The following is a 21,789-nucleotide window of genomic DNA, read 5'->3' on the forward strand; positions in this document are numbered from 1 at the left end:
GACACCGCCCGGCGCACCGCGGGGTCGGCGGCGTCGGCGGCGCCGGTGCGCAGGCGATGCGCCAGGTCGGCCTCGTCCGCGCCGCCGAGCGCGTCGAGCAGTCCGGTCAGGTGGTCGTCGTCGGCGCGGTCGACGGCGAGTTCCCGTGTCGCGGTGCGCAGCAGGTTGACGCAGATGCGCAACAGGTAGCGCTCGCGGTCGTGCCCGTCGGCGACGGCCGGGGCGATGTCGTCGGTGAGGGTGGCGGCGACCAGGTCCAGGATCTCGGCGGGCGTCGGCCGGTCGTGCAGGGTGGGGCGGGGCGGCCGTGGCCGCGCGGCGGGCGCCTCGTCGAGCAGGCCGAGGATGAGCAGCAGGTCGAACTCGGACTCGCAGATCCGCCGCCCGATCGCGGCCAGTTCCAGCGACGGCTCGCTGCCGCCGAAGTGACGGTGGGCCTGGAACGCGCTGACCACCAGCCACTTCAGGGTGCCGAAGGTCTCCCACCAGTGCAGTTCGTCCGCGCCGGGCCGGACCCCGGTGGCGCGGAAGTAGCCGTCCAGCAGCTGTTCCCGGCTCCCGAGGCCGGCGACCGGGTCCGGTGCGCCGAAACGCCAGGCGCGCACGCACAGCCAGCCCAGGTCCTCGATCGGGTCACCCAGGTGCGCCAGCTCCCAGTCCAGGACGCCGCGGATCCCGTCCGGGTCGACGAGCAGGTTGCCGAGGCGGAAGTCGCCGTGCACCAGGGCGGTCGGCCGGGCGGGCGGGCGGTGCGCGCGCAGCCACCGCAGACCGAGCTCGACGGCGGGCCGTGGTGCGTCGAGGTCGCGATACAGCGCCTCGATCACGTCCACCGGATCGGTGCGGTCGAGCGTGTCCAGCGTCGTGATGTCGCTGCGATGGACGAGCCCGAGCACGTAGCCCATCTCCTCCGCGAGCCCCGGACGCACGTCGGCGAACACGGGGTCCCGCTGGATCCGGCGGGGCAGCGCCTCGCCCGGCACCCGGTTCATGAGCAGGAAAGGGGCATCGATGCCGGGCGCGGTGTCGCCCTCGGCCAGCACGGTCGGCACCGGCACGCCCGCCGCGGCCGCCGCCCGCAGGCACGCGGCCTCGGCCCGCATGCGGACGGCGTCGCCGTGCCCGGGTGGGTCGCGACGCAGGATCAGGGGGACCAGCGCGCCCCGGGCGTCGCGGGCGTCGATCGACCACACCTCGCGGCTGGCCCCGCCGGTCAGCAGCCGTGGCGTCCCGGGTGTCACCTCGATCCCGGCGGCCAGCAGGACGTCGCGGATGCCCTCGGGCGACGGGGTCAGCGCCACGGCGCGGCACCGGGATCGCGGAGCAGGCGGCGCGCGGTGGACATCCGGTGGACCTCGTCCGGGCCGTCGTAGACGCGGGCGTAGCGGGCCTGCCGGTACATCCGTTCCAGCGGGGTGTCGGCGGTGAGCCCGAGCGCGCCGTGCACCTGGATGGCGCGATCGATGACGTCGTGCAGCATCCGGGCGCCCCAGAACTTGATCAAACCGATCTGCACCCGAGCGTCCGCCCCGGCGTCCATCGTCCGCGCGGCGTCGAGGGTCATCAGCCGGGCGGCGTGGATCTGCGCCGCGGATTCGGCCACGTAGCGCTGGATCTCGCCCTTCTCGGCGAGCAGCGACCCGTGCGCGAAACGGGTGTTCGCGCGGGCGCACATCAGCTCGTAGGCCCGCTGGGCCTGACCGAGCCAGCGCATGCAGTGGAAGACGCGGCCCGGACCCAGCCGGTCCTGCGCGATGCCGAAACCGTTGCCGCGCTCGCCGAGCAGGTTGGCGGCGGGCACCCGGACATCGGTCAGCCGGATCTCGTAGTGGTCGCTGGGATCGTGGCCCATCGTCGGCACCGCCCGCACGATCTCGAAGCCCGGCGTGTCGGTGGGCACGATGATCGCGCTGATCCGGGCGTGCCGCGGCGTCGACTCCGGCTCGGTGCGCGCGAACACGGTGCAGTAGCCCGCGTCCGCCGCCCCCGTGGTGAACCACTTGTGCCCGTTGAGGATCCAGGTGTCGCCCGCGAGATCGGCGCGGGTCTGGATCAGGGTGGGGTCCGATCCGGCCACCTCGGGCTCGGTCAGCCCGACCGAGGGCAGGAACTCCCCGGTGACCAGCGGCGGGATCCAGCGCCGCCGCTGCTCCTCGGTGCCGTGGGCGCGCAGCATCAGCGTGTCCTGCATCGACACCGAACCGACCGCGAGCTGGCCGAACTCCGACCGGCCGATGACCTCGTTGAGGTACACGAAGTCCAGGAACGCCAGACCGCCGCCGCCGATGTCGGCCGGATGACCGAGCGCCCACAGGCCGAGCGCCTTGGCCCTGCCGCGCAGGGCGTCCAGCGCGGCGCGCGCGGCGGCGCCCCCGCCGGTGAGCTCGGGCTCGGCCGGGATCACCTCGTCGTCGACGAATGCGCGCATGCGCGAACAGAGTTCGGCGACCGGTCCCGTCGGATGGTTCGGTGTGCTCGTCTCGGTCACGGACTCTCCTCGAAGCTCGGCGCCGCGACCGAGTCTAGATTCGTGGCCGTGGAACACCAGGCGGCCCGGGCCGACCGGTCAGTAGCCACGGGCCGCCCGGTCACGCCGAGAGCGCCGCCCGGCCCCGCCTGCGGGCCCGGACCCGCCGGAGGGCGGCGTCCCACAGCAGGCGCGCGGACGGGCCGAGCTGCCCCAGTTCCACCGACTGCCTGCCCAGCCGCGCGGTCGCCCGCGCCGTGGTCGCCACCGAGGCCTTCGACGCGTGCCCGGAGTCGAAGGGGGGCTGCGGGTCGTATTCGATCACCAGCTGTATCGTCTCGGCCTCGGCCGCGCCGTGGATCTCGCCGACCAGCCAGAGCGCCAGATCTATCCCGGCCGACACCCCGGCGGCCGTGGCGATCCCGCCCTCGTGCACGATGCGTTCGTCCCCGACCGGGGTGACGCCGAAGGGCCGCAGCGCGGGCAGCATCAGCCAGTGCGAGGTGGCGCGGGCGCCCGTCAGCAGGCCCGCGGCCGCCAGGATCACCGAGCCCGAGCACACCGACGTCGTCCAGGTGGCGGTCTCGTGGGCGCGCCGGAGCCAGTCCAGCAGGTCCGCGTCGCGCGCGTGCTCGATCGAGGTCATCCCGCCGGGGACGAGAACGACGTCGGGGGAGGGGGTTTCGGCGAAGGTGTGGGTGGCGCCCACCAGCAGCGCGCCCGAGTCGGCCGCGACCGGCCCGGTGTCGTGCCAGACGAACCGCACCTGCGCGCCGGGCATCCGGTGCAGCACCTCGTAGGGGCCGACGAAGTCGAGAGCGGTGAACCCCGGGTACACCACGATGGCGATCTGCATGTTGTCTCCTCGGTCAGGCGAAGGTCTTGCGGTACTGGTCGGGCGAGACGCCCAGCCGACGAACGAAGTTGCGGCGCAGCGTCTCGGCGCTGCCGAAGCCGCAGCGGGCGGCGATGGTGGTGACGGTGTCGTCGGTCTCCTCGAGCTGACGGCGGGCCGCCTCGGTGCGGATCCGTTCGACGTAGGCGCCCGGCGCCTCCCCGATCTCGTCGGTGAACACGCGGGTGAAGTGGCGCGGGCTCATCGCGGCGCGCCGGGCGAGCTCGGAAACACTGTGTGGCGCACCGGGTTCGGACTCGATCGCCTCCTGCACGGCGCGGATGGGGGAGCGTTTCGCGCGCGGCATCCACACCGGCGCGGCGAACTGCGTCTGCCCGCCGGGCCGGCGCAGATAGAGCACCAGCCAGCGGGCGACGGTCTGCGCGGCCTCGGTGCCGTAGTCCTCCTCCACCAGCGCCAGCGCCAGGTCGATGCCCGCGGTGACCCCCGCGGCCGTCCACACCCGCTCGGAACTGCGGACGAAGATCGGGTCGGGATCGACGGTCACCGCGGGGAACTGTTCGGCCATCGTGGCGGCGAAGGCCCAGTGCGTGGTCGCGACGCACCCGTCGAGCAGCCCCGCCTGCGCGGCCAGGAACGCGCCGGTACAGACGCTGACCACCCGGCGGGTGTGCCGCGCGGCGGTCCCGATCCAGCCGACGACCGCCGGATCGTCGCGGACGCCGTCGAGGCCGATCCCGCCCGGCAGCACCAGGGTGTCGACGGGCGAGCGCGGATCCGGCAGCGGTTCGGCGACCAGGGCCAGTCCCGCGTGCGTGGTGGCCGGCTCGCCGGTGGGCGTGACGATCCGGACCGCGTACCCCTCGTCCACGCGGCCCCGTCCCGCCAGATACATGGTCGCGGTGGTGAACACCTCGAACGGCCCGACCAGGTCGAGCGCCTGGACGCCCGGATATCCGAGAACCACTACCGATCGCACGAGTCCCAGTGTCGGCGACCGCCGCGGGGGCGTCCACGCCACGTACCCCACAGATCAGGACACGCGGCCGCCGATCGCGCGCGCGTTCTCATCGATCGCCGCCGCCGGACACCGCCCCGACGGCTACCCTCGCCGTCGTCACGACACCGCGGGTGGCCCCGGCCCGCCCGCCCGAGACAGAGCTGAGGGATTCCGTGCGGGCAGCCCGCTTCGATCAGGACCTCGTGCGCGCGCTGCTGCGGGACCAGCACCCCGACCTGGCCTGCCTCCCGCTCCGCGACGTCGACGGCGGGTGGGACAACCAGCAGTGGCGGCTCGGCGAGGACCTGGCCGTCCGGCTGCCGCGCACCGACCGCGCGCCCGCCCTGCTCGACATCGAACACGCCTGGCTGCCCGTCCTCGCGCCCCGGCTGCCGCTGCCGGTCCCCACACCGGTCCGGATCGGGCGGCCGTCGGCGCGGTTCGGGCACCCTTGGACCGTCGCGCGCTGGGTCGAGGGCGACCCGGCCGACCGCGTGCCGGTCACCCGCGCCGACGCCGCGCGCACCCTCGCGGACTTCCTCGCCGCCCTGCACATCCCCGCCCCGGCGGACGCGCCCGCCAATCCCGTGCGGGGCGTGCCCCTGTCCGCGCTGCCCGAGACGTCCGGGCGGTGGTCGGCGTTGCTCGACGGCGATCCGAAGGCCGACCGGGCGCGGGCGGTCCTGTCCGCCGCGCTGGCGGCGCCGGACCATCCCGGCCCGCCGCGCTGGCTGCACGGTGACCTGCACCCGGCCAACGTGATCGTGCGCGGCGGCACGATCGCCGGCGTGATCGACTTCGGCGAGCTGTGCGCGGGTGACCCGGCCACCGACCTGTCGGCCGCGTGGCTGCTGCTCCCGCCCGGCTCGGCGGCGCGGTTCTTCGACGCCTACGGTCCGGTCGACGCGGCGACCGTCGCCCGCTCCCGCGGCTGGGCCGTGCTGCGGGCCATGGGGCTGATCATGATCGGGCGCAACGGCCGCCTCGGCCTGCCCGGCGGCAAACCGACCTGGGAACCCGCCGGTCACGCCGCCCTCGCCCGGGTGCTGGACGGAGCGGAGATCTAGCGGCAGGTCTCGGCGTCGGGCGCGGTCTCGGCGAGGAACACCGTCTGCGCGGTCATCCGGAAGCCCGACATGCGCTCGCGGAAGACCTCGATCGACTCCTCCGGATGGACCGAATCGATCACCGCGTGCGGTCCCCGGGCGTTGAACTGATGGCTCACGCCGCGCGGGATCTGCATGTCGACGAACGAGCACGGCGGCACGATCAGGTTGTAGCGGGTGCGCGCGCCCGTCCCGCCGGGTAGCTCGTCGGTGAATTCCTCGGGCCGGAAGGGGGTGACGCCCTCGACGTGGGTGACGACGAACGGGGACAGGCTGCTCACCCGGATGTGGGTGCCGGGCCCGGTCATCATGCGCACGAAACGCAGGCCGGTGTGCAGGTGCATGCGCGAGCAGATCCCGCGCTCGTCGACGTCGTAGAAGTCCATGAGGTAGCGGTCGGCGAAGAACCTGTCGGCCGGCTTCTCGATCATGTAGACGTCGCCCTCCTCGAACGTCTGCGACCGCACGACGCCGTCGGCGTCGGGTGCGGTGGCCGCGGGCGCGGTCCGGGCGGCGCGCACGATGCCCGCGAAGGTCTCCACGACGACGAGGGCGACTTCGGCGGGCAGCGTCGCCACCGGCGTGACGATGTTGCGGCCCGCGTCCTCGAACCCGGCCAGCTCGTGGATCTCGTTCTCGTCGTCGGCGACGGCCTTCATCCTCGGCATGGGCTGCTCACTCCTGTCTCGATCGGTCGGGTGCGGCCGGGGATCACGGCCCGACCTCGAAGGCGCGCAACCACAGTTCCAGCGACAGCACCAGCCACAGCTTGCCGCCCTGGCGCGGCAGCAGCGCGCCGTCGCCCCGCAGCCAGGACCGGATGGTGTCCTGGCGGAACAGGTCGCGGGCCCGGGCCGACCGGCCGAGCAGCAGATCGTGGCCGAGCTCGCGCAGCGGGCCCGACAGCCACTGCTGCACCGGCACCCGCATACCGCTCTTGGGCCGGTCGACGATCGTCGCGGGCAGGAGGTCGCGGACCGCTTCCTTGAGGATCCACTTCTCGCTGGTGCCCGCGAGTTTGAGGCGCGGCGGCACCCGGAAGGAATGGTCGATCACCGCGCGGTCGAACAGCGGCGCCCGGCCCTCCACGCCGGCCGCGGCGGTGAGCCGTTCGACCTTGGTGAGGATGTGGTGGGCGCCCTTGGTGCGCAGGTTGGTGTGCAGGAGCTGGTTGAGCAGGCTCGTCATCGCACCCGGGGTCAGGTAGGGCGTGAGCAGGTCGGTCAGCGGCGGCGCGCCGTCGAGGGCGTCGAGGGTCGCGGGGGTCAGCAGCACCGGCAGGTCGCCGTGGCACTTGCGGTAGCTGTCGAGGTAGGCGGCCGCCCGCGCGTTCGGGCCGGGATCGTCGCGGGTGAGTTCGAAGATCAGCATCGGCAGGTTCTTGGGGCCGCCGAACACCGGGTCGCCGCCCTCGCCGTTGAGCACCACGCGCGCGCCGTCGGCCGCGGCCGCCTCGGCCAGCAGCAGGTTCGGGACGGTCAGCGGGTCGCCGACCGGACAGTCCAGCAGCCCGACGGTCTCGCCCAGCCGGGCCGCGACCGTCTCGCCGGGCACCGTGAGCACCCGGTGCTCGGTGCGGCAGTGCGCGGCGACCAGCCCCGAGTAGGCGAGCTCGTTGGGGGTGGTGCCGGTGAAGGCGATGGAGTACGTGCGGACCGGGTGGTCGTGGTGGGCCGTCGCGAGGGCGGTCACCAGGCTGCTGTCGATGCCGCCCGACAGCAGCACGGCGACCGGATCGCCCGGCGGCAGCCTGCGCGCCGTGGCGTCCTCGAGCCGGGCGCGCAGCATCTCGGCGTGGGCACGCCCAGACCCGTCGTCGACGGCTTCGGCGGGCTCCCAGTAGGTTTCCTCGGTGGAGGTGCCGTCGGGGCGCAGCCGCACACAGCGCCCGGGGAGCACCTCCTCGACACCCCGGAACAGGGTCGCGCGGCCCGGCAGGTAGGCGAAGGTGAGGAACGCGCGCACCGCCGCCAGGTCGAGGCCGGTGCGCAGCGCGGGCCAGCCGGCGACGGCGCGGATCGAACCCGAGGCCGCCCAGGCGTTTCCGGAGCGGGCGTGGAACAGGGTACGGGCGCCCACGTGATCGCGGACCAGCACCAGGTCGTCGCCGTCGAGGATCGCCAGCGCGAACATGCCGTCCGCGCGGGCGATCCCGGCGGCACCGAACCGGGCCCAGGTGCGCAGCAGCACCTCGCCGTCGGCGGCGCCGGGCGGCGGCGCCTCGGGCCCGAGCGCGGTCCGCAACGCGGGCGCGTTGAACAGGGTCACCGTGCCCGCCGCCCGGTACGCCCCCGCGGTGAACACGGCGGCGGCGCCGGGGCCGGGCAGCAGTCCGAGCGCCGCGCCCGCCGCGCCGCCCGCGGGGTCGCCGCCCACGGCCCGGACGGCGCCCGCCGGGTTCGCGGGGGTCAGGAATGCGCACCACTGCGCCATACACGCGCCCCCTATCCGAAATCGCCGCCGTCGTCGCCGGAGTCGTCGCCCCAGTCCCCGTAGTCGCCCGAGCCGCTGTCGCCCCCGGACGACTCGCTCGCGGCCTGCCTGCGCAGTTCCTCCTCCTCGGCCGGGGAGAGGAAGGCGGGCGGCATCACCAGCCCGCCGAGCAGCGCGCCGCCGGCGACGCCGGCCAGGATGGTGCCGACCCGGCCGCCGAAGGAGGACCGGTTCACGGTCAGCACGCCGTCACCCCAGAGGGTGCGGCCGTAGCCGCATTCGCGCCCGTACACCACGGCGCCGTTGCCGTAGACGCGTTTGACCAGCCGCGTCCCGAGCGGCTCGTCGCGGCCGTCGGCGCCGCGGTCGTCGCGCCAGGACACGAATCCGGCACCGCGCGAGCGCCATTCCCGGCGCCCGTCGGAGTATCGGCGGTGCACGGTGCCGTCGGCGAGCAGTTCATCGGTGTAGGTGACGTGCTGTCGCACCGACACGGGCGGGTCCTCTCATGCGGTGGGCCAGGTCAGGAAACCGGTGGCGCGCAGGCGATGCCACGGTGTGGGGCCCGCGGGCGGGCGCACCTCGCGGACCAGCCGGTGCACGGTGCGCAGCAGGGCGGCCGGGCGGACCGCCTCGACGTCGACGCGGCGCCCGCGGTGGCCGCGGCGTCCGCCGCGCGACCAGGCCGACTCCCACGCGTCGCCGCCCGGGTCGGGCACGCCCGCCGGATCCGGGAGGTGGGTGGCGTGCAGCGCGCCCGCCTGGCGGGGCCGCAGGCCGAGCGGGACCACCCGCACGCCCTCGGGGACCGGTGTCGAGGTGCGCAGCCGCTCCGGGAAGCGCATCCCCGCGACGCTCGCGTCGTGCAGCAGGAACATCGCCGAATCGTCCACCCGCGCCAGCATCCCGGTCACCCGCGGATCGAGGGGCAGCTCGGCGGCGCTGTAGACCGGGCACGCCGATTCCATCGGCACCCCGTTGGCGCGCAGCATCTCCGCCACCGCGTGCGACTCGCACACCAGCAGGCGCGGCAGGCCGTAGTCGAACAGGTCCGGTTCCTCGGTGTGCGCGCCCGCGGGCCGCGGCCGCGGTGGCGCCGGTGTCAGCAGGCCGGTGACCGGCCCGTGCGCGTCGAGGGCGGCGCGGAAGTCGGTGTAGCGCACGGCTGCCGGGACCGTGAAGGCGGGCCGCCGGAGCCCGCGGGGGACCGGGACGACCACCCGGCACACCTCGTAGTAGAGCTGGCGTTCGGTGAACCGGATGCCGCCCGGCGCGCCCGCGCGGGTCACGGCCACGCGCAGCGCCCGGTCCAGTACGCGGGCCCTCACCGCGACGGCCAGGTCAGGAAGCCGACGGCGTGCGCCGCCCGCTGGTCGGGATCCGTGCCGCGATGCGCGCGTTCCGTCGCCGAGTCGAGGGCGGCGAGCAGTCTGGCGGGCGGCACCGCCGCCAGCGGCGACCACCAGCCCTCGGCCAGCCACGCGGTCTCCGCCTCGGACAGCGGCAGGTCCCGCAACCGCCGCAGTTCGTCGGCGCCGGGTCGGCCGTCGCGCAGGCGCATCGCGTTGGGCTTGCCGAGCACGGCGCGCGGCGCGAGCCCGACCGGAACCGCGCGGCCGCGCAGGGCCGCGCGCGCGTCGCGGGCGAAGGCGGTGCCGGGTGCGCTCGCGTCGTGCAGCACCAGCACCGGAACACCCGGCGGCAGCCGGTCGAGCCGGTCCGCCAGCGCCATGCCCCTGGTGCGGCCGACCTCGTTGGCCGCCAGGCAGACCAGCACGGCCCGGTCCGGGCAGAGCACCGCGACGCGGGGCCGCGGCGGCGCGGGCGGCACGACCGATCCGTCGGCGACCGCGCCCGGCGGCAGCGCGCCGTAGACCTTCACCCACCGGCCGATCACCTCCTCCCGGAACCGCTCGTAGGACACCGGGACCCGGACCGGCGCCCTGCGCAGGTACCGGGGCCGCACCGCGGACAGCGCCAGCTGCGCCGCGACGATCAGCCCGGCCCCCGCCGCGAGGACGGCGGGCACCGGCCACGAGCCGATCGCGGCGGCCACGATGGTGAGGACGATCAGCGGCACGGTCAGCCCGATCCGCAGGGCGGTGAACGTCTTGCGTGGATCGGGTAGCCGCTTCCGCGCCGCGGCGTACCAGAGCTGGGGCAGCGTGTAGCGCAACCGCCCGCCGTCACCGAGCCGTTCGGCCAGCGTGCGGACCCGGATGTCGTGTAGCCCGAGCGGGCTCTCCTTGGGTTCGAGCGCGAACACGCGACGGCACTTCGAGCAGGTCCGGTTGCCCCGTTCGCGGCGCAGCAGGTTCTGGCTGCAGTGCGGACAGATCATCGGACACCGCCCCGCGGGCGGGGTGCGGCACGGTCCGCCCGTGCGCGTCGCTGATCATCCACCCCTACGGCATACCGGATCCGCGGCCGATCCGCGACCGGTGGCGACGGCGACGCGCGTGGTCAGGCGCGCAGCAGGGCGGTCTGCACGGTCCGCAGCCGGTCCACGTCGCCGCGGAATCCGGCGACCGCGTCGTTGTAGAGGAACGCCTCCCACAGCCGCACCAGGGCGTAGGCCAGGGTCGACCGCTCGATGGGTGGCCGGTAGCCGGACGCCTCGGCCTCCTCGATGAGCCGCTCGACGAGGGCCACGGCCGCCGTGTGCACCGCGCCGTCGCTGCGGGTGATCAGCCGCAGTGCCGCGGTCGACTCGTTGTCGAAGTAGGTGCGCAGCGAATCGTCCTCGACCAGCAGGTGGATGGTGCGGTCGAGGATCTCCTCGAGCCGCCGCGCACCGGTGGCCGCGCTGTGCCTGCCCGCGTAGGCGACCGTGCGTTCGAGCTGGTGGGCGATCGCCGCGCCGAGCAGTCCGTCGCGCGAGCCGAACCACCGGTACACGCTGGCGCGGCCGACGCCCAGCTGGGTGGCCAGCGCGTTGACGTCGACCCGGCGGCCCTCGAGGAACACGTCGACGGCGGCGCGCAGGACGTCCTCCCGCGTGGCCGCCGACGGCCGCCCCGGCGGCCGCGCTCCCCTGGTGCGTGTCACCGGCCAAGCATAGGTGGCGCTCCGCCGGATTCGGCATTTGAGACATACGAGTGTCTATGTATCATTCGTGCCATGCAGTTGGCATTGACCGAGGACGAGCTCGCCTTCCGCGACGAGCTGCGCGCCTTCTTCCGCGGCCGGATCCCGGCCGAGATCCGCAATCGCGCCCGGCATCACGTCGAGCTGACCAAGGACGACATCGTCACCACCCAGCGCATCCTGAACGCGCACGGCCTCGCGGTGCCGCACTGGCCCGTCGAGTGGGGTGGGCGCGACTGGACCCCCATCCAGCGCCACCTCTGGCACGACGAGATGCAGCTGGCCTCGGTCCCGGACCCGCTGACGTTCAACGTCAACATGATCGGCCCCGTCATCGCCCGCTTCGGCAGCGCGGAAATGAAGCGGCGCTTCCTGCCGCCGACCGCGAACCTGGACATCTGGTGGTGCCAGGGCTTCTCCGAGCCGGACGCGGGCTCGGACCTGGCCTCGCTGCGCACGGTCGCGGTCCGCGACGGCGACCACTACGTGGTCAACGGGCAGAAGACCTGGACCACCGCCGCTCAGTCGGCCGACTGGATGTTCTGCCTGGTCCGCACGGACCCGGCCGCACCCAAGAAGCAGGCGGGCATCTCGATGCTGCTCTTCCCCCTGGACACCCCGGGCGTCACGGTGCGGCCCATCGAGCTCATCGACGGTGGGTTCGAGGTCAACGAGGTGTTCCTGGAGAACGTGCGGGTGCCCGCCGATCAGCTCGTCGGCGAGGAGAACCAGGGCTGGACCTACGCCCGCTTCCTGCTGGGCAACGAGCGCACCGGCATCGCGGCAGTCGGCCAGACGAAGGTGCGGCTGTGGCTGGCCAAGGAGTACGCCAGGCAGACCGCCGTCGGCACGGGCACGCTGCTGGCCGATCCGGTGTTCGCGTCCCGGATCGCCGAACTCGAGAACGAGTTGCTCGCCCTGGAACTGGTGCAGCTGCGGGTGGCCACCGCCCCGGGCGACGGGAGACCGGACCCGGTCTCCTCGATCCTCAAGCTGCGCGGCACCGAGCTCCAGCAGGCCGTCACCGAACTGCTCGTCGATATCGCGGGCCCGGATTCGCTGGCGCGGGAGGGCGATTCGCCGGAGTGGGCGCGCACCAGCACCGCCGCCTACCTGAACTACCGCAAGACTTCGATCTACGGAGGATCCAACGAGGTGCAGCGCAACATCATCGCCTCGACGATCCTCGGACTGTGAGGCGCGACCATGGATTTCGAACTCTCCGACGAACAGGTGCTGCTGCGCGACACCGTCCGTGACGTGCTCGCCCGCCGCTATACCCCGGAACGCCGCCGCGAGGTCGTGGCCGCCGAGCCGGGCTGGGATCGCGCGCTGTGGGCGACCTTCGCCGAGATCGGCCTGCTCGGCCTGACCGTCGCCGAGGACGACGGCGGCATGGGTGCCGGGCCGGTCGAGGCCATGCTGGTCCTCGAGGAACTCGGCCGCAGTCTCGCGCCCGAGCCGCTGCTGGACTGCGCGCTGCTGCCCGGCCGGCTGATCGGCGCGGCGGGCACCGCGGGGCAGCGCGCCGACCTGCTGCCCCGGCTCGTCGCGGGCGAGCTGCTCGTCGCCTTCGCCGACGGCGAGCCGGGCGCCCGGTGGCCGGCCACGGCCACCGCCACCACCGCGACCGCCGAGTCGGGGGAGTGGAGGGTCACCGGACGCAAACACCCCGTCCCGCACGGCGACTGCGCCGACCTGCTGATCGTGACCGCCGTGTTGCCCGGCGGGGGCGTCGGGCTCTTCCTGGTCGACCCGGCCGACCCCGGCGTGCGGCGCCGGCCGTTCACCGGCCACGACGGGCGACGGGGCGCCGACGTCCGCTTCGACGGCGCCGCGGCGATACCGCTCGGCGAGCCCGCCGACGCCTCGTCGCTCATCGGCGCCGCGGTCGTCCACGCGCAGGCCGCGCTGGGCGCCGAGGCGATCGGCGCCATGTCCGAGGCGCTGCGGCTCACCACCGAATACCTGAAGACCCGCAAGCAGTTCGGAGTCCCGCTGCGCACGTTCCAGGCCCTGACCCAGCGCGCCGCCGACATGTACGTCGCGCTCGAACTCGCCAGGAGCATGAGCCTGTACGCCTCGATGTCGCTGGCCGACGGGGTCATCGACCCGGTGGTCGCCTCGCGCGCCGGGCTGCGGATCGGCCGCTCCGGCAGGCTGATCGGGCAGGAGGCCATCCAGTTGCACGGCGGGATCGGCATGACCGCCGAATACCCGGTCGGCCACTACACCGCCCGGCTCACCGCCATCGAGCACACGCTCGGCGACTGCGGCGACCATCTGCGCTACCTGAGCGGCCAGGTCGCCGACTACCAGATCGTGGAGATCTGACCGCGGCGGCCGTCGTTCGCGGGCCGCGACGCGCCGTCATGCGGCATGCTCGATGGTATGAGCGCGGATGGCGACGGCCGGGTACACGGGGTGTTCGTGGCGGAAAGTCTGGGTCCCGACGCGGAATTGCGCGATCTGGGGATTCTCGTGGACAGCGTCACCCGGGTGCGGCCCGAGGACGCGGCGCCCGGGCAGCCCGGTATCTGGACGATGATCACCTTCGCCGCCGAGGAGTCGCGGGCCGATCATCTCGCCGAGGTCTTCGCGAAGGCGCTGCGGCCGGGCCCCTGGTACATCGATTTCCACAGCGAGGCCACGACCTATGTCGTGTTCGCGGGCAAGGCCTTCCGCTACGCCACCGGGGACGCCGAGGGCCGCGGTCTCGTCGTGAACCATGCCCGGGCGGTCGGCGTTCCCGAACAGCAACTCGACTGGCGCTGACCCGGGGGCCCGTCGCGGGGCGGCCGGCGACGGTCCCGGTTCCGGCCCGTCGGGCGGGTCGGAACCGGGGGTCGTTCACCAGCCGGAGCCGGAACCGCCCGAGCCGGTGTTGGCGAGGATGGTGCCGATGATCATCTGGGCGATGCCGGCGAGGGAGCCGAGAAATTCCATGGTGCCTCTTTCTTCGTCGCCGATTGGTCGGCGTACGGGTGAACCTAATCGAACCGGCATATGAAAAGACATTATTTCATTTAGTTCAGAAAGGTCGTTCCGGACGGTTCGCGCGGAATTCGGGAATTCGGTCGGTCCCGTGCGGAAGCGTCGATCTGTTCGCGCAGGATGTCGCCGTGGCCCGCGTGGCGGGCGAACTCCTCGATCATGGCGAGCAGGGTCCAGCGCAGGCTGATGACGCCCTCGCCGGGGATGTCGCGGGTGTCGTCGAGGGCGAAGCGGGCGGCGATCTCGCGGGAGCGGGCGCTCGCGCGCTCGAACTCGGCGACGACCCCCGCCAGGGATTCGTCGTCGGTGACGGCGAAGGTGCCCAGGTCGCGGCGGGCGTAGCCGTCGCACGCGGCCTCGTCGAGCCCCGCCCAGAACCGCTGGAACCAGATCCGCTCCGCGGCGGCGGCGTGCTTCAGCAGCGACAGGGGCGTGGTCAGCGACGGCACGAGGCGGCGGCGGGCGTCGGCCTCGGACAGGCCGCGCGCCGTCGCCACGAGCGCCGCGCGATTGCGATCTAGGGCGCTCTCCAGCAGGACCCTTTCGGGACCGTCGGTAATTCTGTTGGTGCTCACAGCTTTTCACTCCATTCGGTCGGGAGGGTGCCTCGGGGATTTCGCTCCTGCGTGCGGCGAACGGCCGCACCGTCGGAATCGCGGGAGGCGGGAGAATGCGCCGGCGCCGGAAACGGGCCGGGCGGGAACAGGCATCCCGATCGCACGCCGTGCGACCGCGGAGCCGATATCGCGGGACAGGCCGTCGAAGGCACTGCCGCGTCCTCAGCATAGCCGGACCGGGACACCGGCCGCGGCCGCAGCGGTGTACCCGCCGCCCTCGGATTCACCCGGAACGGGTGAGGAGTCCTCGGCCCCGACGCGGCATCATCGCCGACAGCGTCGTCACCGCACGGTCACCCACGGCCGGTCGCGGTGGTCGCCCCGGTGTGGGCCGGCGCCCCGACAGCGAGAGGAGCGCCGCATGGCATCGGTCCCGCCGGGGGTGAAATCGGGGTCGCTGGTGCTCACCGTGCTGGCGTCGGGCCAGTTCCTGATGACCCTGGACAGCTCGGTGATGAACGTGTCGATGGCGACCGTCGCCCAGGACCTGGGCACCACGATCACCGGCATCCAGACCGCGATCACCCTCTATACGCTGGTGATGGCGTCGCTGATGATCACCGGCAGCAAGATCGGCGCCATCCTCGGTCGCCGCCGCGCCTTCGGGATCGGCCTCGTCGTCTACGGCGCCGGATCGTTCACCACCGGCGCGGCCCCGAATCTCGCCGTCCTGCTGGTGGGCTGGTCGCTGCTGGAGGGCATCGGCGCGGCGCTGATCATGCCCGCGATCGTCGCGCTGGTCGCGGGCAACTTCGAGGTCGAGCGCCGCCCCCGTGCCTACGGGCTGATCGCCGCGGCGGGCGCGATGGCCGTCGCCGTCGGCCCGCTGCTCGGCGGCGCGGTCACCACCTTCGCGTCGTGGCGCTACGTGTTCTTCGGCGAAGTGGTCATCGTCGTGCTGATCCTGCTGGTGCTGCGCAAGCTGGAGGACGCACCCGCCGAGCACACGCGCCTCGATCCGATCGGTTCGGTGCTGTCGGTCGTCGGCCTCGGCACGCTGGTCTACGGCGCGCTGCGGTCGAGCGAATGGGGGTGGGTGCGGGCCAAGGACGGCGGACCCGCCGTCTTCGGGCTGTCCCCGGTGGTCTGGCTGCTGATGATCGGCCTGGTCACCCTGTACGGCTTCCTGCTGCGGCAGAACTACCTGGTCCGTCACGACCGGGAGCCGCTCATCGATCCCGGACTGTTCCGCAACCGGCAGCTGGTCGGCGGATCGAGCATGTTCTTCGCGCAGTTCGCCGTCCAGGCGGGCGTGTTCTTCGCGGTGCCGCTCTACCTGTCGGTCGTGCTGGAACTCAGCGCGCTCGAGACCGGCGTGCGGATCCTGCCGCTGTCGATCGCGCTGGTGCTCTCGGCCGCGGGCATCCCGAAGTTCCTCCCGCACGCCGGACCGCGCCGCGTCGTCCGGGTCGGCCTGGTGCTGATGATCATCGGGGTGCTGATGCTGGCCGCGGGCATGGAGCCCGGTTCCAACGCGGCGGTCGTCTCGGTGCCGATGCTGCTCATGGGGCTCGGGCTCGGCGCGCTGGCCTCGCAGCTGGGCGCGGTGACGGTGTCGGCGGTGCCCGATTCGCGCAGCTCGGAGGTCGGCGGGTTGCAGAACACCGCGACCACGCTCGGCGCCTCGGTGGGCACCGCGCTGATCGGCTCGATCCTGCTGGCCACCCTGTCCTCGAGCGTGATGGACGGGATCCAGAACAATCCGGCCGTGCCCGCCTCGGTGCAGCAGCAGGCCACGACCGACCTGGCCGACGGCGTGCCGTTCCTGTCCGACACCCAGCTGGAGACCGCCCTCGGCGACGCGGGCATCGACGGCGCCACCGCCGACACCATCGTCCAGGTGAACACCGACGCCCGCCTGGCCGCGCTGCAGGCGGCCTTCGCCGTCACCGCGCTGGTGGCGATCACCGCGCTGTTCGGGACCGGCCTGCTGCCCCGCAGGCCCCAGGAGAAGGCGGCGTCCGATCTTGTTTGAAGCACAACCCTCCGGTAAACTTCGGGCTACCTCCGACGGCGGCCATGACACGCCGTCGCCTCGCGATCAGGCCGACGCACAGGGCGTATCCGGGTGCCGCGCACGGGATCACGTCGACTCGCCACTGATATCGGCAGCACGGTGCTCATCCCCTCCCCGCCTCCTCAGGAGCTGATCATGACCGGAGACACGTCCGCGGTCGGCAGGCCGACCCCCGAACCGGAACCCCTGCAGAAACAGGGCATCGCCGAAGGCGTTTCGATCGCCGCCGCGTGCATGCTCATCATCCTGTCGGTGGTGTCCATCCTGCAGGGCATCTCGGCAGTTGCCCACGACGATCTCTACGTCGTCGGCGTCGAGTACGTCTACGAACTCGACACCACGGCCTGGGGCTGGATCCACATCGTCCTGGGCATCATCGCGCTGCTGTGCGGCATCGGCCTGGTGACCGGCGCGACCTGGGCCCGCTACGCCTCGGTGGTGATCGCGGGCCTCGTCATCATCGCCAACTTCCTCTCCCTGCCGTACTACCCGGCCTGGTCCATCGTCGTCATCGCGCTGAGCGTGGTGGTGATCTGGGGCGTCACGACCTGGCATCCCGACCGCTGATCCCGTTCCGGCGCGCTCATCGGGACCCCAGGGCCGCGGAGATCGCCGTGGCCGCGTGGGCGATCGTCTCGATGTAGCGCGCGCGGTCCGCGGGCCCGACGGCCGCCCGCAGGGGGCCGATCTGGACCTCGTAGGGTGCCCGGCCGCGATCGAGGACGGGTGCCGAGAGATAGCTGACAGGCAGCGGTTCGTCGGCGGCCAGTTCGGCCTCGCGGTAGGGCCGCGCGGTCAGGCGGGCCAGCTGGCGCAGCACGCGGGCACGCAACTCGGGCTGCACGACCTCGGCGCCGACCGCGCCGAGCAGGTCGGTGAGCACGTCGACCAGTCCCGCGTCGTCGGAGTCGGGGCGGAACACCGCGCACCCGTGCGCGGTGACGAACCGCAGCAGCGCGGGCGCGGCGCGGCGCGCGGGCCCGGACGCCGTGGCCAGCCACGCGTCGCGCTCGGGGTCGGCCCGCCAGGGCATCACCGCCGCGCCCGCCGGGTAGGCGAGCGGAATGGACTGCCCCACAGCGAGTCCGGGGACGACGCGCGCGCCGGGGGCGTACTCCTTGGCGACCACGGTGAGCCGCCCGTCGTCGATGCGGGCCAGCGTCACCCCGCACTGCGCGGCGGTGGCCAGGTTCCGCAGCGCGGCCCGGACCGCGGCGTTCGGCACGTCCCGGTCGGGTGCCGACAGCGCCGCGAGCGCGGGGCCGGGGCGGTAGCGGCGCGCGCCGTCGCGCCGCACCCACCCGGCCGCGGCGAGCTCGGTCAGCACGGCGGTGGTGGTGGCCCGCGCCAGCGACAGCGCCGCCGCCACCTCCGACGCGGTCAGCGCGCGCTCGGTGCCTGCCAGCAGTTCCATCACCTCGACGACCCGGCGGGTCGGCGGCGAGACGGATCCGGCCATGACAACCCCTTGTCCGCGGGTGCGCCCCGCCCTACACTGCTTCGACTATTCGCCACATATTAGTCGAATATTCGACGCAAGAGGGCTGATCATGATTCTCGACCGATTCCGCATCGACGACCGGGTCGCGGTCGTCACCGGCGCGGGGCGCGGCCTCGGCGCCGCCATCGCCACCGGCTTCGCCGAGGCGGGCGCCGACGTGGTGATCGCCGCGCGGACCGAATCCGACCTGCGCCGGGTCGCCGACGAGGTGAAGGCCGCCGGGCGCACCGCGCACGTCGTGGTCGCCGACCTCGCCGACCCCGGCGCCGTCGCCGCCCTCGCCGACGCGGCGGTGGAGCGGTTCGGCCGCCTCGACATCGTCGTCAACAACGTCGGCGGCGCGCTCCCGCGGCCCCTGCTCGACACCTCCGTCGACGACCTGGCCGAGGCCTTCGCCTTCAACGTCGGCACCGCGCACGCGCTGGTTCGCGCGGCGGTGCCCAAGATCCACGCGACGGCGGGCACCGGCTCGATCGTCAACATCACCTCGACGATGGGCAGGCTCCCGGGCCGCGCGTTCGCCGCCTACGGCACGGCCAAGGCGGCGCTGGCGCACTACACCCGCACGGCCGCACTGGATCTGAGCCCGCGCGTGCGCGTGAACGCGATCGCGCCCGGTTCCGTCCTGACCTCCGCGCTTGCGGTCGTCGCGGGCAACGACGAGATGCGCGGGCAGATGGAACGCGCGACGCCGCTGCGCCGCCTCGGCGACCCCGCCGACATCGCCGCCGCGGCCCTGTATTTGGCCTCGCCGGCCGGCTCCTTCCTCACCGGGAAGGTCCTCGAAGTCGACGGCGGGCTCATCGCGCCGAACCTCGACATCCCCCTGCCCGATCTGTGAGGTGACCCGATGACCCTGCGTGTAGTTCACTGGGGCACCGGCAACGTCGGCCGCCACGCGCTGGCCGGCCTGCTGGCCGATCCCCGTTTCGACCTGGTCGGCGTCCACGTGTCCGGACCCGGCAAGGCGGGCCGCGACGCCGCCGACCTCGCCGGTGTCGCACCGCCGTCCGGCGTCCGCGCCACCACCGACCCCGCGCACGTCCTCGACCTGCGTCCGGACTGCGTCGTCTACACCGCGATGACCGACAACCGGCTGCTCGAGGCGCTGGCGGACCTGCGGATGCTGCTCGGGGCGGGCATCGACGTGGTCGCGAGCGCGCCGGTGTTCCTCCAGTACCCGTGGGAGGTGCTGCCGGCCGACCTGCTCGGGCCCGTGGAAGCGGCGGCGGCCGAAGGGAACGCGTCGTTGTTCGTCAACGGCATCGATCCCGGCTTCGCCAACGACCTGCTGCCGCTGGCCCTGACGGGCACCTGCCGGTCCGTCGAGCAGGTGCGCTGCCTCGAGATCGTCGACTACTCGACCTACGACAACCGCGCGGTCATGTTCGACATCATGGGCTTCGGCGGGCCGATGACCCGCACCCCGCTGCTGCTGCAGCCCGGGGTGCTGTCGCTGGCCTGGGGCAGCGTGGTGCGCCAGCTCGCCGCCGGGCTCGGCATCGAACTCGACGCCGTCACCGAGGAATACGAGCGGCTGCCCGCGCCGGAGACCTTCGACATCGCCTCGGGCACCATCGCGGCGGGCACGGCGGCCGCGCTGCGCTTCGAGGTGCGCGGCATGGTCGGCGACCGGGCGGTCACCGTGCTCGAACACGTCACCCGGTTGCGCGCGGACCTGGCGCCGGACTGGCCGCAGCCCGCCCGCGCGGGCGGATCTTACCGGGTGGAGATCACCGGCGAACCGCACTACACCCTGGACCTGGCCATGTTCAGCGACCACGGCGACCACAACCACGCCAGCCTGGTCGGCACCGCCATGCGCCTGGTGAACGCGATCCCCGCGGTGGTCGCGGCGCCGGCGGGGATCCGCACCACGCTCGATCTGCCGCTGGTGACCCGGCCCGGTCCGGGCGCCGCCGGATAGCGGTTCCGGTCGGCCGGCCCTCTTCAGGGGGAGGGAGGTTGGGATACCTCGGGCCGGCCGACCGGGATCGCGGGGCGGGCGTCCCGCCAGACGCGCACCCGGGCGGCGAATCCGTCCCTCATCCTTCGATGCCGGACTCGCCACTGCCGTCGAACCTACTGAACCCGCGCCCCGTCCGTGGTTGTTCGGCAGGTGATGGGTGGATCCAGCAAACCTACGGTCGGGTTAGTTCCGGGTCGGCCGGCGGTCAGCGGTCCAGCTGCGGCGCGATCTCGGCGGCGACCAGCTCCAGGTGATCGAGGTCGGCCAGGTCCAGCACCTGCAGGTAGAGGCGCGTGACGCCGGTGGCCTCGCGGTAGCGGCCGATCCTGTCGACCACCTCGGCGGGGGTGCCCGTCAGCCCGTTGCGGCGCAGCTCGTCGACCTCGCGGCCGATCGCCGCGGCGCGGCGCGCCACCTCCGCCTCGTCGCGGCCGACGCACAACACCTGGGCGGCCGACCGGACGATCCCGCCCGGGTCGCGGCCGATCTCCCGCGCGGCCGCGGCGACCCGCTCGAACTGCGTGGCGGCGCCGGCCGCGTCGGTGAACGGCAGGTTGAACTCCTGGGCGAAGCGGGCGGCCAGGGCCGGGGTCCGCTTCTTGCCCGCGCCGCCGATGATCACCGGCGGACGCGGCCGCTGCGCGGGCTTGGGCAGGGCGGGGGAGCCGACCAGCTCGTAGTGCTTGCCCACGTAGTCGAAGGTCTCGCCCTCCGGGGTCTCCCAGAGGCCGGTGATGATCTCGAGCTGCTCGGTGTAGCGGTCGAAGCGTTCGCGCACCTCCGGCAGCGGGATGCCGTAGGCGGTGTGTTCGTCGTCGAACCAGCCCGCGCCGAAACCGAAGTCGACGCGGCCGCCCGACATCTGGTCGACCTGGGCGACCGAGATGGCCAGCACGGACGGGTGCCGGAAGGTCGCGGCGGTCACCAGCGTGCCCAGCCGGATGCGGGAGGTCTCCCTGGCCAGCCCGGCCAGGGTGATCCAGGCGTCGGTCGGTCCGGGCAGGCCGGAGACGCCGCCCATCTTCAGGTAGTGGTCGGACCGGAAGAACGCGTCGAAGCTGGCGTCCTCGGTCGTCCGCGCGACCCGGAGCAGGTCGTCGTAGGTCGCGCCTTGCTGGGGTTCGGTGAAGATCCGTAGGTCCACGGCCTCCAACGTACCGGGCGGCACGGATCGGACCGGCAGCCCCGCCGCGCGGCGGGGCGGACGTGCGGCGTCCGCGGCCGTCGAGGGCTCGGTGGGCAGCTGCTAGGTTGCATCGATGCGGAGCACGGAACCCTTGTCGCCCAGCCGATTCCACGTGTCGGTGCACGACGTGGCGGCGGTGTGGGAGCGCGAGACCGAGGCGATCTTCGCGGCGCTGGCGCCGCTCGTCGGGCCGCGATTCTCCGCCGCGGTGGTGCCCTGCTGGCACGGTCTGACGTTGCAGCGGCGGGATTCCCGGCTGATCGCGGGGCGGGCGGGGGAGGTACTGCTGCACGGGTGGCGCCATCGCAGGGAGCGCGGCCGCGGCCCCGTCTCGGTGCTCACCGGGGGCGCCGACGAGTTCGCCGGGCTCCGGGCCGAGGCCGCGGTGGAGCGCCTTCGCCGCGGCCGCGACCTGGTGAGCAGCGTCTTCGGCTGCGCCGTGGAGGGTTTCCTGCCGCCCGCGTTCCGGCGCGGGCCGGTCGACACCGCGTCGCTGATCGCGGCGGGCCTGCGCTACCGGGTCGGGTGGGCGTCGGCGCGCGACATCTCGGGCCGC

The 21,789-nt window shown here is 73.5% G+C and carries 22 protein-coding genes; 9 read left to right on the forward strand and 13 right to left on the reverse strand.

The window, feature by feature from the left end; all coding sequences use genetic code 11:
* The 4 genes from ON36_RS13275 to ON36_RS13290 form a co-directional block, all read right to left on the reverse strand.
* On the reverse strand, positions 1-1,301 hold a 1,301-nt coding region (locus ON36_RS13275; protein ID WP_043652102.1), incomplete at its 3' end, for a phosphotransferase.
* A complete protein-coding gene (locus ON36_RS13280; protein ID WP_043652144.1) occupies positions 1,292-2,428 on the reverse strand; it encodes an acyl-CoA dehydrogenase family protein in 1,137 nt (378 codons plus the stop codon). The genes ON36_RS13280 and ON36_RS13275, both read right to left, overlap by 10 nt.
* Positions 2,429-2,588: 160 nt before the next feature.
* Positions 2,589-3,323 carry a DJ-1/PfpI family protein gene (locus ON36_RS13285; RefSeq protein WP_043652105.1) on the reverse strand — a complete coding sequence of 245 codons (735 nt, stop codon included), beginning with the start codon at positions 3,321-3,323 and terminating at the stop codon, positions 2,589-2,591.
* 13 nt (positions 3,324-3,336) lie between these two features.
* Positions 3,337-4,311, reverse strand: a complete 975-nt coding sequence (locus ON36_RS13290; protein ID WP_043652147.1) for a GlxA family transcriptional regulator — start codon at positions 4,309-4,311, stop codon at positions 3,337-3,339.
* Positions 4,312-4,496: 185 nt separating this feature from the next.
* On the opposite strand from ON36_RS13290, the gene ON36_RS13295 reads away from it, so the two are divergent.
* Positions 4,497-5,390: an aminoglycoside phosphotransferase family protein gene (locus ON36_RS13295; RefSeq protein WP_043652150.1), complete on the forward strand. Its 894-nt coding sequence runs from the start codon at positions 4,497-4,499 to the stop codon at positions 5,388-5,390.
* Here ON36_RS13295 and ON36_RS13300 read toward each other — a convergent pair.
* The 6 genes from ON36_RS13300 to ON36_RS13325 form a co-directional block, all read right to left on the reverse strand.
* Positions 5,387-6,097: a hypothetical protein gene (locus ON36_RS13300; RefSeq protein WP_218001195.1), complete on the reverse strand. Its 711-nt coding sequence runs from the start codon at positions 6,095-6,097 to the stop codon at positions 5,387-5,389. The genes ON36_RS13295 and ON36_RS13300 overlap by 4 nt on opposite strands.
* Positions 6,098-6,140: 43 nt before the next feature.
* The gene (locus ON36_RS13305) at positions 6,141-7,862 is read right to left on the reverse strand and encodes an asparagine synthetase B family protein (RefSeq protein ID WP_043652109.1); all 1,722 of its coding nucleotides are present in this window, start codon (positions 7,860-7,862) and stop codon (positions 6,141-6,143) included.
* Between the two features lie 11 nt (positions 7,863-7,873).
* Positions 7,874-8,356 (reverse strand): hypothetical protein, encoded by a 483-nt coding sequence (locus ON36_RS13310; protein ID WP_043652112.1) that lies wholly within the window; start codon positions 8,354-8,356, stop codon positions 7,874-7,876.
* 12 nt (positions 8,357-8,368) lie between these two features.
* Complete coding sequence (locus tag ON36_RS13315) at positions 8,369-9,190, reverse strand: hypothetical protein (protein WP_043652114.1); 822 nt, start codon at positions 9,188-9,190, stop codon at positions 8,369-8,371.
* Positions 9,187-10,203, reverse strand: coding sequence for a hypothetical protein (locus ON36_RS13320; RefSeq protein WP_043652116.1), 1,017 nt, complete (start codon positions 10,201-10,203; stop codon positions 9,187-9,189). Before ON36_RS13320 ends, ON36_RS13315 begins: the two co-directional genes overlap by 4 nt.
* A 122-nt stretch (positions 10,204-10,325) precedes the next feature.
* On the reverse strand, positions 10,326-10,910 hold the full coding sequence (locus ON36_RS13325; RefSeq protein WP_043652118.1) for a TetR/AcrR family transcriptional regulator: 585 nt from the start codon (positions 10,908-10,910) through the stop codon (positions 10,326-10,328).
* A gap of 72 nt (positions 10,911-10,982) precedes the next feature.
* Between ON36_RS13325 and ON36_RS13330 the strand changes: the two genes are divergently transcribed.
* The 3 genes from ON36_RS13330 to ON36_RS13340 are packed head-to-tail and all read left to right on the forward strand — an operon-like array spanning position 10,983 to position 13,724.
* Positions 10,983-12,146, forward strand: coding sequence for an acyl-CoA dehydrogenase family protein (locus ON36_RS13330; RefSeq protein WP_043652120.1), 1,164 nt, complete (start codon positions 10,983-10,985; stop codon positions 12,144-12,146).
* A gap of 9 nt (positions 12,147-12,155) precedes the next feature.
* Positions 12,156-13,283, forward strand: a complete 1,128-nt coding sequence (locus ON36_RS13335; RefSeq protein ID WP_043652123.1) for an acyl-CoA dehydrogenase family protein — start codon at positions 12,156-12,158, stop codon at positions 13,281-13,283.
* Between the two features lie 57 nt (positions 13,284-13,340).
* Entirely contained in the window at positions 13,341-13,724 is a 384-nt protein-coding gene (locus ON36_RS13340) for a hypothetical protein (RefSeq protein ID WP_043652126.1), read from the forward strand.
* 251 nt (positions 13,725-13,975) lie between these two features.
* On the opposite strand, the gene ON36_RS13345 is transcribed toward ON36_RS13340, so the two are convergent.
* A complete protein-coding gene (locus ON36_RS13345) occupies positions 13,976-14,518 on the reverse strand; it encodes a DinB family protein (protein WP_052313947.1) in 543 nt (180 codons plus the stop codon).
* A 403-nt stretch (positions 14,519-14,921) separates the two neighbouring features.
* Here ON36_RS13345 and ON36_RS13350 point away from each other — a divergent pair, with 403 nt between their 5' ends.
* Both ON36_RS13350 and ON36_RS13355 read left to right on the forward strand, forming a co-directional pair.
* A complete protein-coding gene (locus ON36_RS13350; protein WP_043652129.1) occupies positions 14,922-16,535 on the forward strand; it encodes an MFS transporter in 1,614 nt (537 codons plus the stop codon).
* A 177-nt stretch (positions 16,536-16,712) separates the two neighbouring features.
* The gene (locus ON36_RS13355) at positions 16,713-17,144 is read left to right on the forward strand and encodes a DUF7144 family membrane protein (protein ID WP_043652155.1); all 432 of its coding nucleotides are present in this window, start codon (positions 16,713-16,715) and stop codon (positions 17,142-17,144) included.
* A gap of 16 nt (positions 17,145-17,160) precedes the next feature.
* On the opposite strand, the gene ON36_RS13360 is transcribed toward ON36_RS13355, so the two are convergent.
* A complete protein-coding gene (locus tag ON36_RS13360) occupies positions 17,161-18,036 on the reverse strand; it encodes a helix-turn-helix domain-containing protein (RefSeq protein WP_043652131.1) in 876 nt (291 codons plus the stop codon).
* 91 nt (positions 18,037-18,127) lie between these two features.
* On the opposite strand from ON36_RS13360, the gene ON36_RS13365 reads away from it, so the two are divergent.
* On the forward strand, positions 18,128-18,919 hold the full coding sequence (locus ON36_RS13365) for an SDR family oxidoreductase (RefSeq protein WP_043652133.1): 792 nt from the start codon (positions 18,128-18,130) through the stop codon (positions 18,917-18,919).
* Positions 18,920-18,928: 9 nt separating this feature from the next.
* Positions 18,929-20,005 carry an NAD(P)H-dependent amine dehydrogenase family protein gene (locus ON36_RS13370; RefSeq protein ID WP_043652136.1) on the forward strand — a complete coding sequence of 359 codons (1,077 nt, stop codon included), beginning with the start codon at positions 18,929-18,931 and terminating at the stop codon, positions 20,003-20,005.
* A gap of 247 nt (positions 20,006-20,252) precedes the next feature.
* On the opposite strand, the gene ON36_RS13375 is transcribed toward ON36_RS13370, so the two are convergent.
* Positions 20,253-21,191, reverse strand: coding sequence for an LLM class F420-dependent oxidoreductase (locus ON36_RS13375; RefSeq protein WP_043652139.1), 939 nt, complete (start codon positions 21,189-21,191; stop codon positions 20,253-20,255).
* A gap of 115 nt (positions 21,192-21,306) precedes the next feature.
* Here ON36_RS13375 and ON36_RS13380 point away from each other — a divergent pair.
* Positions 21,307-21,789: polysaccharide deacetylase family protein (locus tag ON36_RS13380; RefSeq protein ID WP_506330653.1), on the forward strand; the 483-nt coding region annotated here is incomplete at its 3' end.

It is taken from the genome of Nocardia thailandica NBRC 100428 (genome assembly GCF_000308795.1).
Classification (GTDB): domain Bacteria; phylum Actinomycetota; class Actinomycetes; order Mycobacteriales; family Mycobacteriaceae; genus Nocardia; species Nocardia thailandica.

What these genes read in the sequence shown, in the direction of transcription:
- ON36_RS13330 (WP_043652120.1), top strand. Translation starts at nt 10,983, where the DNA reads ATGCAGTTGGCATTGACCGAGGACGAGCTCGCCTTCCGCGACGAGCTG.
- ON36_RS13320 (WP_043652116.1), bottom strand. Translation starts at nt 10,203, where the DNA reads ATGATCTGTCCGCACTGCAGCCAGAACCTGCTGCGCCGCGAACGGGGC.
- ON36_RS13365 (WP_043652133.1), top strand. Translation starts at nt 18,128, where the DNA reads ATGATTCTCGACCGATTCCGCATCGACGACCGGGTCGCGGTCGTCACC.
- ON36_RS13285 (WP_043652105.1), bottom strand. Translation starts at nt 3,323, where the DNA reads ATGCAGATCGCCATCGTGGTGTACCCGGGGTTCACCGCTCTCGACTTC.
- ON36_RS13355 (WP_043652155.1), top strand. Translation starts at nt 16,713, where the DNA reads ATGACCGGAGACACGTCCGCGGTCGGCAGGCCGACCCCCGAACCGGAA.
- ON36_RS13300 (WP_218001195.1), bottom strand. Translation starts at nt 6,097, where the DNA reads ATGCCGAGGATGAAGGCCGTCGCCGACGACGAGAACGAGATCCACGAG.
- ON36_RS13340 (WP_043652126.1), top strand. Translation starts at nt 13,341, where the DNA reads ATGAGCGCGGATGGCGACGGCCGGGTACACGGGGTGTTCGTGGCGGAA.
- ON36_RS13305 (WP_043652109.1), bottom strand. Translation starts at nt 7,862, where the DNA reads ATGGCGCAGTGGTGCGCATTCCTGACCCCCGCGAACCCGGCGGGCGCC.
- ON36_RS13350 (WP_043652129.1), top strand. Translation starts at nt 14,922, where the DNA reads ATGGCATCGGTCCCGCCGGGGGTGAAATCGGGGTCGCTGGTGCTCACC.
- ON36_RS13335 (WP_043652123.1), top strand. Translation starts at nt 12,156, where the DNA reads ATGGATTTCGAACTCTCCGACGAACAGGTGCTGCTGCGCGACACCGTC.
- ON36_RS13370 (WP_043652136.1), top strand. Translation starts at nt 18,929, where the DNA reads ATGACCCTGCGTGTAGTTCACTGGGGCACCGGCAACGTCGGCCGCCAC.
- ON36_RS13360 (WP_043652131.1), bottom strand. Translation starts at nt 18,036, where the DNA reads ATGGCCGGATCCGTCTCGCCGCCGACCCGCCGGGTCGTCGAGGTGATG.
- ON36_RS13280 (WP_043652144.1), bottom strand. Translation starts at nt 2,428, where the DNA reads ATGCGCGCATTCGTCGACGACGAGGTGATCCCGGCCGAGCCCGAGCTC.